Here is a 15,547-nt window from a genome sequence, read left to right on the forward strand (position 1 = left end):
CATCAGCTCCATGCCATAGAGCCGGCCGTCATCATCATCGCGCTTCATCGATTGCCGGTTTCCCGACCGGGACAGCACGACCTCACTCTGCCACAGCGCATTCACGGCACCGACGCCGCCCTCTTTCTCGTCGCGGTAGGCACCATGTGTGGCCAGATGCGCGACCGTGGCCTGCTCGATGTCCTTGCGCAGCGCCCGTTCGCCGGCAGCCGTTCCGGTAAGGGTCTCGACCGAATAATGATCGCCGCGCAGGATCGAGGCGATCGCGTCGACCTCCTTGCGGGTACCCGGTAGCGGCTCGGCACCCTTCTCCGCACCCCGTGCGTAATCCAGGCCGCCGGCCAGCAAGGCCTTGCCGGACTTGGGAAAACTCTGATCGATGCCTGCGTTCAACAGCGATTCCGGCCGGGTCAGCATGCGCACCAGGAAGCGATCATCGAGCGACGCGCCCTTGCTGTCCTGCAGCAAGGGGAATGGCACCGAAAACAGCTTGCCGTCCGGCACCACGAAAAGCGTGTCGGCGCCGCCAAGCGACGGCTCCAGAGGTGCGATCAGACCGGCGTAAAGCCCTGTGAATGTCGCGTTCAGATCGACCAGGGTCACAGCGCCACGCTCCTGCGCGGAGCGGGTCGACCTGAGGTTTGCCATGCGGGTTTCCCGGGCGGCTGGGATGAGCCGGCGCGGATCGCCGAGGTCATAGAGCGACGGCTGCTGGTCCTTGCGCGTGACGATCGCGTAGAGCCGTTCGTCTTCCAGCGGATCGGCGCTCTCGCGGTCCGCCCGCCACTTGCGAGTGATGAAATAATCGATCAGCGCCTCGTTGGGCTGCAGCAGCGTGTTTGCGGATGGCAGTGGCTTGTCCACCACGCTTTGGTCGAATCTGTACTTCGTCGTAACTCTCGTGATCGCCTTTTCGTACGCCGCCTGAGCCTGGTCGGGCTGTACCGCACCTGGATCGTCGGCACTGTCGCCACTGGAAGCAGCCTCCTGGTAGGCCAGGGACAGCCGTATCCCGGCCTGGATCAAATGCCGTGTCTCCATATCGTTCGGATCGATCAAACGCGACAGTCTGCGCAACTGATCCCGTTTGTCGTTTTCGAGTGTCGGCCAGCGACGCACCGCTTCAGCGAATGCCGGCACTGCCGATGCGTTGTTTTTTGCCAGCCGCGCATAGTCGTAGAGCATGTCATCGGCCAAGGCGCGGCTGGCTTCAGCGACGACCGGGTTGGCGGCCGTGCTCACCTGGAACCAATTCCAACGCAACATGTCATCGTTGAGAGCCGCAAAATCGGTGGCTGCAGCCTCGGGATTCGACTTCGCCTTGAGGTTGGCCATGGCCTGCCGCGCGGCAAAGGTCAGCGGGTGCACCGAGCCGTATGTCGATCCGGCGATGCTATAGGCCCGATCGAGTTGGTTCATGCTGTTTTCGGTATCGCCCATCGCGGCGAAATGCGCGGCGAGCAGGTTGGCGATCTTGATTGCCAATATCTCGGGATAACTCGCGTCGTTGGTCAGCGGCAGCAAGCGTGCGAGCGTCGGCGCGTCGAGCGGCTGTGCACCGGAAAGAGCCCTGGTGTAAAGCAGCCAGGCATCGGCCTGCTCAATCAGATTGCCTTCCTGCTTGAGGAGGACAGCGATATCCCGGTCCTGCTGGAAATAGCGCAAGGCCTCGTCGTACTTGGCGAGGTCGAGATAGTCCTGAGCCGTGTTGTTGGCGCTAACCAGAACGTTGAAGTGATTTGGCCCGTAGTAGCCGATACGTTTCTCGAGCACATTCAGGTCGTACTGTAAGGCGCGTGTCGGTGCCCCGATCTGACGCAGCATGTCGGCCAGATTGTTCTGCAGCTTCCAGGTGAAGCGATCGTCCTGGCCAAGCACCCGCTCCGCAATCTCCAGATTGCGCTGGTCAACGTTGATCGCCGCAGCGATTTGACCGAATGCAGCGATCCCTGTCGCCAGCACATCGTTGGCATACATGAGTTCCAGGGATTCCGTGCCTTGGTAGTGGGCGTAGAGATTGGTTGCCGTAGCGCACATGGAAACGAAGCCCTGATAGTCTTTCTCGGCCTGTTTCAGCATTGCGTAATTGAGATAGAAATCGGCACGCTTCGCGACATCCTGCTGCATCGCCCTGGTTTTCAGGCCTTCGGCGAAAATCTCCTCGGCGTTGTCGAGGATCTGGTTGTTGAGGAACGTCGCGCCGGCGTTCGAGTAGCTCTCCACGGTGAACTCGTAGAGGTCGCTCCTGGCCGCATCGAGCAGCGCTGCCCGCAACTGCGCATAACCATCGTCGAAGCGCCCGACCTCCATCATCAGCTTGTAGGCCGCATCGATCCGAACTTTCAGCGCCTCTTCACTGCCTGCTGGAGTCTGCTGACCGGCTTGGCCCGGCGTCTGAGCTTGCGCCGTCGGCAAGGGCGGCGCCACGACCGACGTGGCCAGGACAGATGCAACGACCTGCATCAGGCCTAGCGATTTTCGGACTATGGACATGACAGCGTTCATGCGGATCGGTCTGATGCGAAAAACTCTAGGATGCGGTCGTATCATGATCCGGATTTTGTCCGAAATCCCACCGCGTTTCCTCAAGTCCAATCCGCCTGAACGGATCGATCACGGTTCCCGCCACCATCGAGGCGAGGAATTGCGGCGCCGGCGGGATTTTTGCCACCGTCGCCACCAGCCTGTCGCGGAGGAAGGGCAGCGCCACCGAATCCGACTGGTAGAACGGCGTGAATGCCAGCGACAGCGCCTGGAAGACGCGGACATGCCAGCGCCGCGCCCTCGCATAGGCCTCCAGCGCTGCCTCGACGTTTGACGCCCGCGCCAGCGCATTGCTGAGCGCCGCGGCATCGAGCAGCGCCATGTTCGCCCCTTGCCCGAGTTGCGGACTGGTGGAATGCGCCGCATCGCCGATGACGGCCAATCGCCTACCGGCCGGAAGCTTCATCGTGTGGTGGCCGTAGCGGGCCAGCGAGAGCTGGTCGAAACTGTCGATCTGGCTGGTGAACGCCTCGCTCTGCGGCCACAGCCGGACCACCCTTTCCTTCCAGGCGTTCAGGCCGCGAACGCGCACCTCATCGGCATCCGACGGCTTCAGGCTCCAGAAGAAGGCCGCCATCTTTTCAGCGCCCGGCTCCGGTCGGCCGATCGGCAGCACGCCGATCATCACGCTCGCTTTGTCGTAGCGTTGCAGCAGCGCGTGCTCGTCGAAACCATCGCCACGCCAGCCGAGCGAGGCCCAGAACGCACCATAGGTGAGTGGCCGCGGCTCGCCTGGAGCGCTTTCGCGGCGCAGTTTCGAGCGCGAACCGCTGGCGTCGACGACCAGATCGAATGGCCCTGCCCTCCGCCCGTTGCCACAGATCAGCGTCGCCCGTTCGCCGGTCTCCAGGGCCTCGATCTCGACGCCGGTCTCGATGGCGATCGCCTCGCTCTGCGCGGCGCGGAAAAGCACACCGAACAAAGCCGCCCGGTGCACCGCCAGCCCGAAGCGGCCACCGCGTTGCGCATCGTAGCGGACATCGAGCACCGTGCGGCCAGTGGAAGCATCGGCGCCATGCAGGCGGTCTATGCGGCTGCCCAGCGCCAGTATGTCGTCGAGCAGGCCAAGACCGGCCAGTACCGTCAGCCCTGTCGGCTGAAGAATCAGCCCGGAGCCGACCGGCTTCGGCTCATCGAAGCGCTCGAACACGGTGACCCGATGCCCGGCACGCCTGAGATAGAGCGCCACGGCCAGTCCCGCCGGCCCGGCGCCTGCAATTGCGATATCATAGGAAATGCCAGTGCCCCCAAAGCCGGATTGGCCGGGACAATCCTTCAGCGGCGGGACGAAATCAAGCCGTCACCAACGGCTTTGCGCCGCTGGTCAGCCTTGGGCGGCGTCAAAATCGGCGCGTGCGCCGCGCACCGCATCATGATTGAGCTCGGCCCACAGGATCAGCTGATGCAAGGCGCCGAACATCGAATGCCCGAGATCGGTCAGGCTGTACTCGACGCTCGGCGGCTTGGTCGGGAACACCTCGCGATGCACATAGCCGTCGCGCTGCAAATCGTAGAGCGTCTGCGTCAGCATGCGCTGTGAAATGTCCGGCACCAGCCGCCGCAACTCGCCGAAGCGATAGGGCTGCTCGGCCAAAGCCATCATCAGCAGCGAGCTCCATTTGCCGCTCACGCCCTGGATGACCTCGCGGACCGGACAATTGGCGAAGTTGCCGCCGCCGGAGACCGCCTTGTAGACCTCCAACTTCGATCTCAGATTGACGATCTTGCTGTCCACCGCTGGTTCCCTGCGCGTGCCTACCTCCCGAAAAACTGCCTTCTTTACGGCTCTGGGTCAATTCCTATTTTAGTGCTGGTCTCTTTTTGAGACTGCCCCTCGAACCGCCTTAGCGGCGCAATGTCAGGATCTTCCATGACCCAAACCCTTCTCGTCACCGGCGCTTCCGGCCAGCTCGGCCGCAGCGTCATCAACCACCTGCTGGACACGTTCAAGGTCCCCGCGGGCCGGATCATCGCCACCACCCGCAATCCGGAAAACCTTGCCGAGTTGGCGGCGCGAGGCGTCATCACAAGGGCGGCTGACTTCGACGACACACTATCGTTGGAGGCTGCTTTCAAGGGCGCCGACAGGGTGCTGATCATCTCGACCGGCGAGATCGACCTGCTACACGGCAAGCGCCTGAGGCAGCACCAGAACGCGGTTGCCGCCGCTAAAAAGGCCGGTGTTTCCCACCTTCTCTACACCTCGATGCCCAACCCGGAACCGGTTTCGCCGGTGCTGTTTGCCAATGATCACTACGGCACCGAGCAGGCGATCAAAGCGAGCGGCATCCCCTACACGATCTTCCGCAACGGCTGGTACCAGGAGAACCTGTTCATGACCCTGCCGCACGCGATCGCTTCGGGAAAATGGTACACGTCCGCCGGCGAGGGCCGCGTTGCGCCTGGTGCGCGCGACGACATGGCAGCAGCGATCGCCGCCGGTCTCGCTGCCGTTTCGAACGAAAGCAAGACCTACACCTTGACCGGCCCGCAGGCCTACACCACGGCTGAGATTGCCGCCCTGGTAAGCGAGGTCACCGGCAAGCCGCTCGATGTCGTCCAGGTTTCGGATGAAGCCTTGACCGAAGGCGTGAAGGCATCAGGCGTTCCCGAGGATTTCGCTGAGGTCATCGTGTCCTTCGACGCCAACACGCGCGCCGGCCGTATCGCCATGGTGACCGACGCAATCGAGTCGCTTTCGGGCAGGACGCCAAAGACGTTGAAGCAATTCCTCGAGGCGAACAAGGTCGCCCTGGCCGGTTGAAGCGGAGTGACATGGACTGTGCCGTGAGGCACAGTCCATTCGCCGATCCGGCATGCCCCTAGATCGCCACCTGCGTGCCGATCTCCACCACGCGCCCGGTCGGGATCTGAAAGTACTCCGTCGCGTCGGCCGCAGTGCGGGCCAGGCCGATGAACAGCCGGTCCTGCCACACCGGCATGCCGGAATTGGGCGAGGCCTTGAGCGAACGCCGCGACAGGAAGAACGAGGTCGTCATGATGTCGAACTTCCAGCCCTGCTTGCGGCAGATCGCCAGTGCGCGCGGGATGTTGGGCTGCTCCATGTAGCCGAAGGTCAGCGTCACCCGCATGAACAGCTCGTTGACCGTCTCCATCTTGACCCGGTCGCTGTCGGGCACCACCGGCTGCGGCGCGGTCACCACCGAAAGGATGACGTTCTGCTCATGCAGCACCTTGTAGTGCTTCAGGCTGTGCATCAGCGCGGTTGGCGCGCTTAGCGGATCGCTGGTGAGGAAGACGGCGGTGCCGGAGACCAGCTGCGGCTTCTTCTTCAACAAATTGCCGGCAAGGAAATCGAGCGGGATCTCGTTGCGGCGGGTCTTGTCGAACAGATAGCGGCTGCCGCGCACCCAGGTCCACATGGCCAGCACGACGGTGAAGGCCACGGCCAGCGAGGCCCAGCCGCCCTCGAACACCTTGACGATGTTGGAGGCAAAGAAGCCGACATCGATGAAGCCGAACAGCGCCGTAAGCGAGATTGCCACCCACAGCCGCCATTTCCAGATGCGCGTCATGACGACATAGAGCAGCACCGTCGTCACCAGCATGTTGCCGGTCACCGAAATACCGTAGGCCGACGCCAGCCTGCTGGACTCGCCGAAGCCGACCACCAGCATCATCACCACCAGCGCCAGCAGAAGATTGACGCGCGGCATGTAGATCTGGCCGGACTGTTTCTCCGACGTGTGCAGGATTTCGAGCCGCGGCAGCATGTTGAGCTGCACCGCCTGCCTGGTCAGCGAGAACGCGCCTGATATCACCGCCTGGCTGGCGATGACCGTGGCGGCGGTCGCCAGCACGACCATCGGGATCAGCGTCCAGCCTTCGTTCATCTCGAAGAACGGATGGCCGACGACGCCATTCTTGGCCAGCACGAAGGCACCCTGCCCGGCATAATTGAGCAGCAGGCAGGGAAACACGATCGCCAGCCAGGCCAGCACGATCGGCTTGCGGCCGAAATGGCCGAGATCGGCATAGAGCGCTTCGGCGCCGGTCACGGCGAGAAAGATGGCGCCGATGGTCACGAAGGCGACATCGGGCGAATTGATCAGGAAGGCGACGATATAGTGCGGGCTCACCGCCCACAGGATTTCCGGATCGGCGATGATGTGGTTGAGGCCGGAAAGGCCGATGGCCAGGAACCATACCGCGGTCACCGGGCCGAACACCAATCCCACCCCGCCCGTGCCAAAGCGCTGCACCGCGAACACCATGGCAAGGATGACCAATGTCAGCGGCACGACATAGGGCTGGAAGGTCGGCGTGACGACATTCATGCCCTCGACCGCCGACAGCACCGAAATCGCCGGTGTGATGACGGCGTCACCGAAGAAAAGCGATGCCCCGACGATGCCGATAGCGAGCATCAATGCTGAACGCTTGGGGAAACTGCCGCGCGCCAGCGCCATCAGCGACAGCACGCCGCCCTCGCCGCGGTTGTCGGCGCGCAGCACGAACATGATGTATTTGATGGTGACGATGATCGTCAGCGACCAGATGATCAGCGACAGCACGCCGAGAATATCGCCGCGCTGGGCGACATTGCCGCCCGAGGACGCCACCAGCGCCTCGCGAAAGGCGTAGATCGGGCTGGTGCCGATATCCCCATAGACGACACCGAGCGCGCCCAGCATCAGAACCTTGGTGCTGTGCTGTTCGACTTCCGAATGGCTCGATTGTTCGACGGGTTCTGCCTCACTACCAGTGTTGGTAAGGGCCATGGACGACACTCCGATAAGCGCGCGGTGCTCTACGCTTGCTGCGATGCAATATCAAGTGCCGTCGCGTAATGGCTGCCATGCCTGCCGCGCCAGGCTGCCCATCGCTACCATCCGCAGGCCTTGAGGAACCGACCCACCGTGCCGGCCATGCCATACTCCAACGCGTCGGCTGTCAACCCATGTCCGATCGACACTTCGGCCAATGCCGGAATGCGCTTGACCAGCGCCGGCAGATTGCCAACCACGAGATCGTGCCCGGCATTGACCTGCAGCCCGGCGGCAAGCGCCGCGTCAGCGGTTTTTCCCAATCTTTCCAGCTCTTTGGCCGCTTTGGCGGAATCTGTGTGATAGCTGCCATATGGACCAGTATAGAGCTCGATGCGATCGGCACCGGTGTCACGTGCGGCCGCCACCCAATCGGGATCAGGGTCGGAAAACAGCGACACGCGAAAGCCCCCTTTTTTCAAGCGTTTGACGATCGGTGTAAGGAACGCGGCCTGGGTGGCGAAGTTCCAGCCATGGTCCGATGTCGCCTGGGCCGGATCGTCCGGCACCAAAGTCACCTGTTCAGGCTGATGCTTTTCCACAAGCAACAGGAAATCCTCGGTCGGATAGCCCTCTATGTTGAATTCCGCGCGCGGAAACTCGTCGTCGATCAGCGACCGGATCTCAGGCAGATCGGAGTGTCTTGTGTGCCGCTCGTCGGGGCGCGGATGCACCGTCAGCCCATGCGCCCCGGCCGCCAGCGCAATGCGGCCGAGGCCGGTCACGCTTGGCCACGGCAGGTCGCGCCGGTTGCGCAGCATGGCGATGGCATTGAGGTTGACGGAGAGCTTTGCAGGCATGCGGGCGGTCTCGGAAATCATTCAACGCGCCCACCTATAATGCCTTTGACGGGAACAGTAATGCCTTTGGTGGGAACAGACTGGGGGTTTCGGGTGTTCCAAGCCTGATGAACGAGCCGGGAAAGGAAAGCGCCGATGAATTTTCTCGATGAGGTTCCGGCAATTCGCCGTATCGAGACCAGCCGCGACGACCTTTTCGCCATCGATGTCGTCGGGCACGTTTCCGCGGCCGACGGTGAAAATCTTTTCGGGCTGCTGGAGGCAGCCTATGCCCTGCATCCGCGCATCGATGTGCTGGTGCGCCTCGTCGACCACGATGGCGTCGACTGGGCCGACATCGCGGACGAGACCCTGAAGCAGGGCGCGATCCATGCATTGAAACATGTCGGCCGTTGCGCAACCATCGGCGAACCGGACTGGATAGCGGACGCACAACGCTTTCTGCCGTCCTCCCCGCCCGTTGAAATCAGGCACTTCAAGGCGGAGGACGAGGCCGCCGCCTGGCAATGGCTTGCCGCGCAGCCTATCGGAGCAACAGCATCCGGCGCCCCTACCTGACGATCGTCAGCCGCTCGGCCGCCCGCGTGATGGCGGTGTAGAGCCATCGCTGGCGGGTTTCCTTGAAGGCCCAGCTTTCATCGAACAGCACGATCTCGTTCCACTGCGAGCCCTGCGCCTTGTGCACGGTCAGCGCGTAGCCATAGTCGAAATCGTCGAAGCGCTTCTTCTGCTGCCACGGGATGTCGGCATCGGGATCCTCGAACGCCGCCTTGAGCAGCTTGATCTTGGCGACGCCGCGATCCGGATCGTCCTCTTCCGGCGACACCAGAAGGTTGATGCCGGGCTTCACCGTCTCGCGCGACGAGGTCATCACCTTCCACAGCGAGCCGTTGAGCAGGCCCTTGGCCGGATCGTTGCGCAGGCAGACGAGCTTGTCGCCGGCCTGCGGATAATCGGCGTTGAAGCCCTTGAGCTCGCGCAGCCGCTGATTGTAGCGGCGACGCGTGCGGTTGGTGCCGACCAGCACCTGGTCCGCCTTCAGCACCAGCTCCTGGGTAACGTCTTCCTTGCCGATCACCTGCGCCGTGCCATAGTCGCCACGCATGAATTCACGGCCCTCGCGCACATCGAGCGCCAGCCGCAGGATCGGGTTGTCGCGCGCCTGCCGGTGGATTTCGGTCAGCAAAAAATCCGGCTCGTGGTCGGTGAAGAAGCCGCCACCCGAGATCGGCGGCAGCTGGCCGGGGTCGCCCAGCACCAGGATCGGCGTGCCGAAACTCATCAGGTCGCGGCCGAGCTGCTCGTCGACCATCGAGCATTCGTCGATGACGACCAGTTTCGCCCGCGTAATCGGGCTCTGGCGGTTAAGCGAGAAGGTCGGCGACATCGAGGTCTTGCCGGTGACCTCGTCCGATACCGATTCCTCGCCCTTCGGCCGATAGATCAGCGAATGAATGGTGCGCGCATTGACCGCGCCCTTGGAGCGCAGCACCTGCGCCGCCTTGCCGGTGAAGGCGGCGAACTGCACCTGGCCGTCGACATGTTCGGCGAAATACCGCGCCAGCGTCGTCTTGCCGGTGCCGGCATAGCCGAACAGCCGGAACAGCTGCGGCTGGCCGGTCTTCAGCCATTGGGCGACCGCCTTCAGCGCGTCGTCCTGTTGGGGAGAGAATTCCATCAGCGCGAGAGACCGGATTCGCAAGGGAAAGACAAGACAGCCGCCACCATCATCGATGCGCCGGGACGCTTCAATGCCGCCGACGGGTCAGGCTATCAGGCGCAGACAAGAACGTAAAGGGAACATACAAGCTCACCCCACACCTTATCGAATCGGCTGGGGATCGTTTTCCAGCAGGATCGGCTTGCCGTGCGGCGTGGCATGCGCGGCGCGCTCCCAGGCTTCAGCCATGGCGTCGACATCCGACTTGGCGGCCAGCCCTTTGGTGGCAAGCAGGCTTTCCAGCGCGGCCAGCCAATGTTCGTAATAGTCATGGCCGTCAGCCGCGGCGCCTGGCTTCTTCACTTCGATCGACAGCGCCTGCGCCCACTCGCTCCACGAAAACAGGCCCTTGTCGTGCAACGCCACCGTCATGGCGAACGCCTCAGCCTGCCACGGCTCGGCAAACACCGGCGTATCGACGCCCGGCGGCAGCTCGGGCAGATCCGTATCACGCCGGCTCAAGATAGCTCTCCCAGGCGTCTATCGAGACGCTCAGCGTCGGGTCGGCGTCCTCGCCCCAGATTTCCGGCCCTTCGAAAACCACGGTGTAGACCCATTGCGGATTTTCGCCGTGTCCATGCGCGTTGCTGTCGGGGAACACGAAACCGTCGTGCACCGTCTCAATCACCCCCTGCTTGGCGCGCGCATAGCGCGGCAGCCGCGTGTGGCCGGTCGGGTTGAGGTTTTTGGTCCGTACGGGGTCGCCGGCCTTGAACCGCGCCGGCCGCGCCGCCGACCGGTCGCAAGGACCACCCTTGGCCAGCACTGCGGGCACGTTTTCCGCCTTCAGCACCCTCTTGGGCGTCGCTGCCGGATCGACTGCCTTGCCCGCTTCGAGATCGCGCTCGCTGACGAAGCCATGGCGGTTCAACAGCACCTCCAGCGCCTTGATCCATATCTGGTAGTAGCTCGATGAATAGTAGACAGCCGGATGCAGCGATTCCCGTGCGTGCCGGCTCTCGTCGATGTTCCACGCGCCCATGGCGCCGGCAGTCAGCGTAACGCCGAGCGCCCGCCTTTCCCAGGCGGCATGGAAATAGGGCTCGTCCTTTTCGGGCGCGACGGGGCCGAACCCCATCTGCCCGCCAAGATCGTGCGGCCCGTTCATGCCGGCTGCCCCTCTATTTCAGGTCTTTGGGCCAGGCCGGTCCCGATCATCGCATCACGGCTGACCAGCTCCGCCAGCCGCTCCTCGCTCCAGCCCTCGGTGCCCTCAGGCCGCATCGGCACGACGAGATAGCGCAGCTCCGCGGTCGAATCCCAGACGCGTATTTTTGTCCCGGCCGGCAGCGTGAGTCCAAATTCTTCCAGCACGCCGCGCGGATCGATCACCGCGCGCGAACGATAGGGCGGCGCCTTGTACCAGACCGGAGGCAGGCCGAGCACCGACCACGGATAGCAGGAGCACAGCGTGCAGACGACGAGATTGTGCGTCTCCTCGGTGTTGAACACCGCCTGCATGTGCTCGCCCTGGCGGCCGGTATAGCTGAGCGATGCGATCGCCGCCGTCGCATCGCGCTTCAGCCATTCGGCATAGGCGGGATAGCTCCAGGCTTTCGCCACCACCCTGGCGCCATTGCGCGGGCCGATCTTCGTCTCGTAGGTATCGACGATGACGTCGATCGCGGCCGGATCGATCAGCCCCTTCTGAGTGAGGATGGTTTCCAGCGCGCGCACGCGGGCGGCAAACGGATCGAGGTCGTTGTCGTGGTCATGATCGTGTGACATGGCCGCAAACTACGTTTCCAGTGATGCCGCCGCAAGCGCAACGGCTTGGGCCAACGGCACATGGCGCTGGCCCTGTCACATCATTCGGCCGCCGCCCGCTGCGGTTCGGGCAGCATGTCTTCCCTGGCCTTGAATAGCGACGGCTGATCCCCCGCTTCGACCGGGCCCGTCTCGCCCTTGCGCTTCGACCAGAGCCCGACCAGCCAGCCCGAGAGATTCTCCATGTAGACATAGATCACCGGCGTCACGAACAGGGTCAGCGCCTGCGAGGCAAGCAGGCCACCGACAACGGCAACGCCCAGCGGCTGGCGCAATTCGGCGCTGGCGCCGGTGCCGAGCGCGATCGGGAACGTGCCCATCAGTGCCGCCAGCGTCGTCATCATGATCGGCCTGAACCGCATCAGGCAGGCCTTGTGGATCGACTCGGTCGCCGACATGCCTTCTCGTCGCAGTTCAAGCGCGACGTCGACCATCATGATGCCGTTCTTCTTGACGATGCCGATCAGCATCAGGATGCCGATCACCGCGATAACAGACAGATCCATGCCGGCGAAGCGCAGCGCAACGACCGCTCCCAGCACGGCCGATGGCAGGCCGGTAAGGATGGTCAGCGGGTGGATGAAGCTCTCGTAGAGGATGCCGAGCACGATATAGATGGTCAGGATTGCGCCGCCGACCAGAAAACCCTGGTTGGCAAGAGAATCCTGGAAGGTCTTGGCCGTGCCGGCAAAGGTCGTCGAGATCACCGTCGGCATGCCGATCTGCTCCTTGAGCGCATTGATGCGCGTCACGCTGTCGCCCAGCGCCACGCCCTGCGGCAGATTGTAGGAGATGGTCACGGCTGGAAGCTGGCCGAGCTGGTTGACAGTCAGGGCGCCGGCCGTGCGATCGACCCGGGCGAAGGCGCCGAGCGGAACAAGACTGCCGCTCGCCGTCCTCATCTGGATGGCCAGCATCCGCTCGGGCGACCACTCGATCTTGGGATCGAGCTCGGTGATGACTTCGTAGCTGTCGGCCGAACCGAAGATTGTCGAAACCTGGTCGGTGCCGAACCCGCCATAGAGGGCGGAGCGCAACGTGTCGGTGTCGATACCGAGCTGGGCGGCCTTGTCGCGATCCACCACCAGCGTCGCCTGCAACGCATTGTTCTGCAGGTCGCTGGTGACGTCGGTGAAGTTCGCATGGTCGGCAGCCATCGCGTCGTTCAGTTTCTGCGCCCAAATATCGGTCAGGCCGGTATCAAGGCCCTGAACCACGAGCTGGTAGGCGCTGGCCGACGACCGCGAGCCCAGCCTCAAATTCTGCACCGGCTGCATGTAGGTCTCGATGCCCGCCACGCCGGCCAGTTGCTTGCGCAGGTCCGAAAGCACCTTCTCGATATCGGGGCGCTGGTCCTTGCCCTTAAGCTGGACGAAAAGCTGCCCCTGGTTGAGCGCATTGTTGCCGCTGCCCGCCGACCACGCCACATGGTCGACATAGGGCGAATGCGAGAAGACGCTGGCGACCTGTCCTTGCAGCCTGGACATGGCGTCGAAAGAGATGTCCTGGCGTGCGATGGTGGTCACCGATATCTGGCCGATGTCCTCCTGCGGGAAGAAACCCTTCGGCGAAGTCTGGATCAGCCACACCGACGCTGCCGCGGTGCCGACGAAGACGAGGAACACCAGGAAGGTGTGCCGCAGGCAGAAGCTCAAGACCTTGTCGTAGCCGCGGGTGACGAGGTCCGGCTTGTGGCCGGGGCCATGCTTGTCGCGGTCGGCTTTGGTCACCGACAGCAGCCGCGAGCACAGCATCGGCGTCAGCGTCAGCGACACGAACATCGACGCCAGGATGGCGACCGTCACCACGACGGCGAACTCGTTGAAGATGCGCCCGATGACGCCACCCATCAGCAGCACCGGGATGAACACCGCGACCAGCGAAATCGAGATCGAGATGATGGTAAAGCCGATTTCGCGCGCGCCCTTCAGCGATGCGTCGAAGGCCGACAGCCCGTCCTCCTCCATATGGCGGAAGATGTTTTCAAGCATCACGATGGCGTCGTCGACGACGAGGCCGACCGCCAGCGTCAGGCCCATCAGCGATATGTTGTCGATGGAAAAGCCGAACAGGAACATCGCGCTGAGCGTGGCGATCAGCGAAATCGGCACCGCCACGGCCGGGATGATGGTCGCCGTCACCCGGCGCAGGAACACGAAGATCACCATGACCACCAGCGCGATGGTCAACAGCAGCGTGAACTGGACATCATCGACGGCCTGACGGATCGAACTGGAGCGGTCGTTAAGCAGCTTGATGTCGGCGGCGGCCGGCATCTGGTCCTTGAAGGACGGCAGCATGGCCTTGACCTTGTCGACGACGTCGACGGTGTTGGCGTCGGGTTGGCGCTGCACCGCCATGATGATCGCGCGCGTACCGTCATACCAGCTCGCCGTCGTCGTCGTCTGCACCGAATCGACCACACGGGTCACCTCGCCCAACCGCACGGGGTGACCGTTTTTGGTGGCGATGATGATGTTGGAGAAGCCGGCGGCGTCAGTCAGCTGCGTGTTGGCGGTGATGGTAAGCTGCTGCTTGTCGTTCTGCAGCACGCCGAGCGGCGTGTTGCTGTTGGCCGAGGCGACCGCCGCCTGCAGCTGATCGATCGAGATGCCGCGCGCGGCAAGCGCGGTCGGGTCGATCTGGATGCGCACCGCGTATTTCTGTTGGCCGAAGATCGAGACCTGCGCCACGCCGTCTATGGTCGACAGCGACGGCGAGATGACATTTTCCGCGAAAGCATCGAGATCGGTCAGCGGAACCGTGTCGCTGACCAGCGACATCAAAAGGATCGGCGCGTCGGCCGGATTGACCTTGCGATAGCTCGGCGGCGCCGTCATCTGCGGCGGCAATGATTTCTGCGTGCGCGCGATCGCCGCCTGCACGTCGGCTGCTGCCGCGTCGATGTCGCGGTTGAGCACGAACTGGATGGCGATCGAGGTCTGGCCAAGCGAGTTCGTGGTCGAGATCGAATCGATACCGGCGATGGTTGCGAACTGCTTGATCAGCGGGGTCGCCACCGACGTCGCCATGGTTTCCGGCGAGGCGCCGGGCAGCGAAGCCGAGACGTTGACCACCGGGAATTCGGCGCTGGGCAGTGCCGCCACCGGCAGGAACTTGTAGGCGAACAGTCCGCCCAGCACGAGGGCGAACGACATCAGAAGGGTGGCGACAGGCCTGCGTATGCAGAATTCGGAGATCATTGGGCCGCCTCGCCGGCTTTGCTCGCCTCGGCCACCTTCGGCGCGGCATCGGCCGTGGCCTTGCCCTCATGCACCGCGGCGCCGTCCTTCAGCCTCGTCTGGCCCTCAGTGACAACTTTCTCGCCGCTTTTCAGCCCCTGGCTGACGGCGCTGTTCTCGCCTTCGGTCAGCGCCACCTGCACCGGCCGCATCTCGACCGTGTTGTCCGGCTTGACGACATAGACGAACGGCCCCTTCTGGCTTGGCTGCACCGCGACCGTGGGAACCGATGTCATCTGCGGCATGATGCCGGCGTCGAGCACGACATTCACATACTGGCCGGGCCATAGCGAAAGATCGGCATTGGGAATGCTTGCCCGCGTGGCAATCGTGCCCGACGCGGTGTCGACGCTGGAGTCGACGAAATCGAGCGTACCCTTGCCGATCGGCGTCGGGTCACCATCCTTGGTCAGTGTCACCGCGCCCTGCTGCGGGTTGGCGAGCGCCTTGTGCAGCAGGGCCAGGTTACTCTCGGGAAGATTGAAGTTGACCTGCAGCGGGTCCATCTGGGTGATGGTCACCAGCGGGGTCGCCGTACTGCTGTTGCCATTGCTGACGGTGACGAGATCGCCGACGGCGACGCTGACAGCACCCAGCCTGCCGGAAATCGGCGCCGTGATCGTGGCGAAGCCAAGCTGGACATTGTCGGCGTCGATTGTCGCCTTGTCGGCATCGACAGTCGCTGCG

General features: G+C 63.4%; 13 protein-coding genes. 2 read left to right on the forward strand and 11 right to left on the reverse strand.

Going from position 1 to position 15,547, the window contains the following annotated elements:
• The 3 genes from EN984_RS04030 to EN984_RS04040 all read right to left on the reverse strand — a co-directional run.
• On the reverse strand, positions 1 to 2,493 hold a 2,493-nt coding region (locus tag EN984_RS04030; RefSeq protein ID WP_164765375.1), incomplete at its 3' end, for a CHAT domain-containing protein.
• A gap of 37 nt (positions 2,494 to 2,530) precedes the next feature.
• Complete coding sequence (locus tag EN984_RS04035; protein WP_236382982.1) at positions 2,531 to 3,733, reverse strand: NAD(P)/FAD-dependent oxidoreductase; 1,203 nt, start codon at positions 3,731 to 3,733, stop codon at positions 2,531 to 2,533.
• A gap of 135 nt (positions 3,734 to 3,868) precedes the next feature.
• Positions 3,869 to 4,279, reverse strand: a complete 411-nt coding sequence (locus EN984_RS04040; protein ID WP_127269397.1) for a helix-turn-helix domain-containing protein — start codon at positions 4,277 to 4,279, stop codon at positions 3,869 to 3,871.
• 135 nt (positions 4,280 to 4,414) lie between these two features.
• On the opposite strand from EN984_RS04040, the gene EN984_RS04045 reads away from it, so the two are divergent.
• Positions 4,415 to 5,308: an SDR family oxidoreductase gene (locus tag EN984_RS04045; protein WP_127383641.1), complete on the forward strand. Its 894-nt coding sequence runs from the start codon at positions 4,415 to 4,417 to the stop codon at positions 5,306 to 5,308.
• A gap of 58 nt (positions 5,309 to 5,366) precedes the next feature.
• On the opposite strand, the gene EN984_RS04050 is transcribed toward EN984_RS04045, so the two are convergent.
• Both EN984_RS04050 and EN984_RS04055 read right to left on the reverse strand, forming a co-directional pair.
• Positions 5,367 to 7,286 (reverse strand): potassium transporter Kup, encoded by a 1,920-nt coding sequence (locus EN984_RS04050; protein WP_127272417.1) that lies wholly within the window; start codon positions 7,284 to 7,286, stop codon positions 5,367 to 5,369.
• Positions 7,287 to 7,390: 104 nt separating this feature from the next.
• Positions 7,391 to 8,131, reverse strand: a complete 741-nt coding sequence (locus tag EN984_RS04055) for a pyridoxine 5'-phosphate synthase (protein WP_127271118.1) — start codon at positions 8,129 to 8,131, stop codon at positions 7,391 to 7,393.
• A gap of 135 nt (positions 8,132 to 8,266) precedes the next feature.
• Between EN984_RS04055 and EN984_RS04060 the strand changes: the two genes are divergently transcribed.
• Complete coding sequence (locus EN984_RS04060) at positions 8,267 to 8,689, forward strand: STAS/SEC14 domain-containing protein (RefSeq protein WP_127271116.1); 423 nt, start codon at positions 8,267 to 8,269, stop codon at positions 8,687 to 8,689.
• Here the strand turns inward: EN984_RS04060 and EN984_RS04065 are convergent.
• From EN984_RS04065 to EN984_RS04090, 6 genes are all read right to left on the reverse strand, one after another.
• Positions 8,682 to 9,809, reverse strand: coding sequence for an ATP-dependent RecD-like DNA helicase (locus tag EN984_RS04065; protein ID WP_027034850.1), 1,128 nt, complete (start codon positions 9,807 to 9,809; stop codon positions 8,682 to 8,684). The genes EN984_RS04060 and EN984_RS04065 overlap by 8 nt on opposite strands.
• Before the next feature lie 144 nt (positions 9,810 to 9,953).
• Positions 9,954 to 10,313 carry a nitrile hydratase accessory protein gene (locus tag EN984_RS04070; RefSeq protein WP_127272020.1) on the reverse strand — a complete coding sequence of 120 codons (360 nt, stop codon included), beginning with the start codon at positions 10,311 to 10,313 and terminating at the stop codon, positions 9,954 to 9,956.
• On the reverse strand, positions 10,300 to 10,959 hold the full coding sequence (gene nthB, locus EN984_RS04075) for a nitrile hydratase subunit beta (protein WP_127272759.1): 660 nt from the start codon (positions 10,957 to 10,959) through the stop codon (positions 10,300 to 10,302). Before nthB ends, EN984_RS04070 begins: the two co-directional genes overlap by 14 nt.
• Positions 10,956 to 11,579 carry a nitrile hydratase subunit alpha gene (gene nthA / locus EN984_RS04080; RefSeq protein WP_127271239.1) on the reverse strand — a complete coding sequence of 208 codons (624 nt, stop codon included), beginning with the start codon at positions 11,577 to 11,579 and terminating at the stop codon, positions 10,956 to 10,958. Before nthA ends, nthB begins: the two co-directional genes overlap by 4 nt.
• Positions 11,580 to 11,659: 80 nt before the next feature.
• Entirely contained in the window at positions 11,660 to 14,821 is a 3,162-nt protein-coding gene (locus EN984_RS04085) for an efflux RND transporter permease subunit (RefSeq protein ID WP_127383642.1), read from the reverse strand.
• Positions 14,818 to 15,547, reverse strand: a 730-nt coding sequence (locus EN984_RS04090) for an efflux RND transporter periplasmic adaptor subunit (RefSeq protein WP_127383643.1), incomplete at its 5' end; no start/stop codon positions are given. The genes EN984_RS04085 and EN984_RS04090, both read right to left, overlap by 4 nt.

Origin of the sequence: Mesorhizobium sp. M7A.F.Ca.CA.004.12.1.1 (genome assembly GCF_003997835.1) — a bacterium.
GTDB lineage: Bacteria > Pseudomonadota > Alphaproteobacteria > Rhizobiales > Rhizobiaceae > Mesorhizobium.

What these genes read in the sequence shown, in the direction of transcription:
- EN984_RS04045 (WP_127383641.1), top strand. Translation starts at nt 4,415, where the DNA reads ATGACCCAAACCCTTCTCGTCACCGGCGCTTCCGGCCAGCTCGGCCGC.
- EN984_RS04050 (WP_127272417.1), bottom strand. Translation starts at nt 7,286, where the DNA reads ATGGCCCTTACCAACACTGGTAGTGAGGCAGAACCCGTCGAACAATCG.
- EN984_RS04055 (WP_127271118.1), bottom strand. Translation starts at nt 8,131, where the DNA reads ATGCCTGCAAAGCTCTCCGTCAACCTCAATGCCATCGCCATGCTGCGC.
- EN984_RS04060 (WP_127271116.1), top strand. Translation starts at nt 8,267, where the DNA reads ATGAATTTTCTCGATGAGGTTCCGGCAATTCGCCGTATCGAGACCAGC.
- EN984_RS04065 (WP_027034850.1), bottom strand. Translation starts at nt 9,809, where the DNA reads ATGGAATTCTCTCCCCAACAGGACGACGCGCTGAAGGCGGTCGCCCAA.
- nthB (WP_127272759.1), bottom strand. Translation starts at nt 10,959, where the DNA reads ATGAACGGGCCGCACGATCTTGGCGGGCAGATGGGGTTCGGCCCCGTC.
- nthA (WP_127271239.1), bottom strand. Translation starts at nt 11,579, where the DNA reads ATGTCACACGATCATGACCACGACAACGACCTCGATCCGTTTGCCGCC.
- EN984_RS04085 (WP_127383642.1), bottom strand. Translation starts at nt 14,821, where the DNA reads ATGATCTCCGAATTCTGCATACGCAGGCCTGTCGCCACCCTTCTGATG.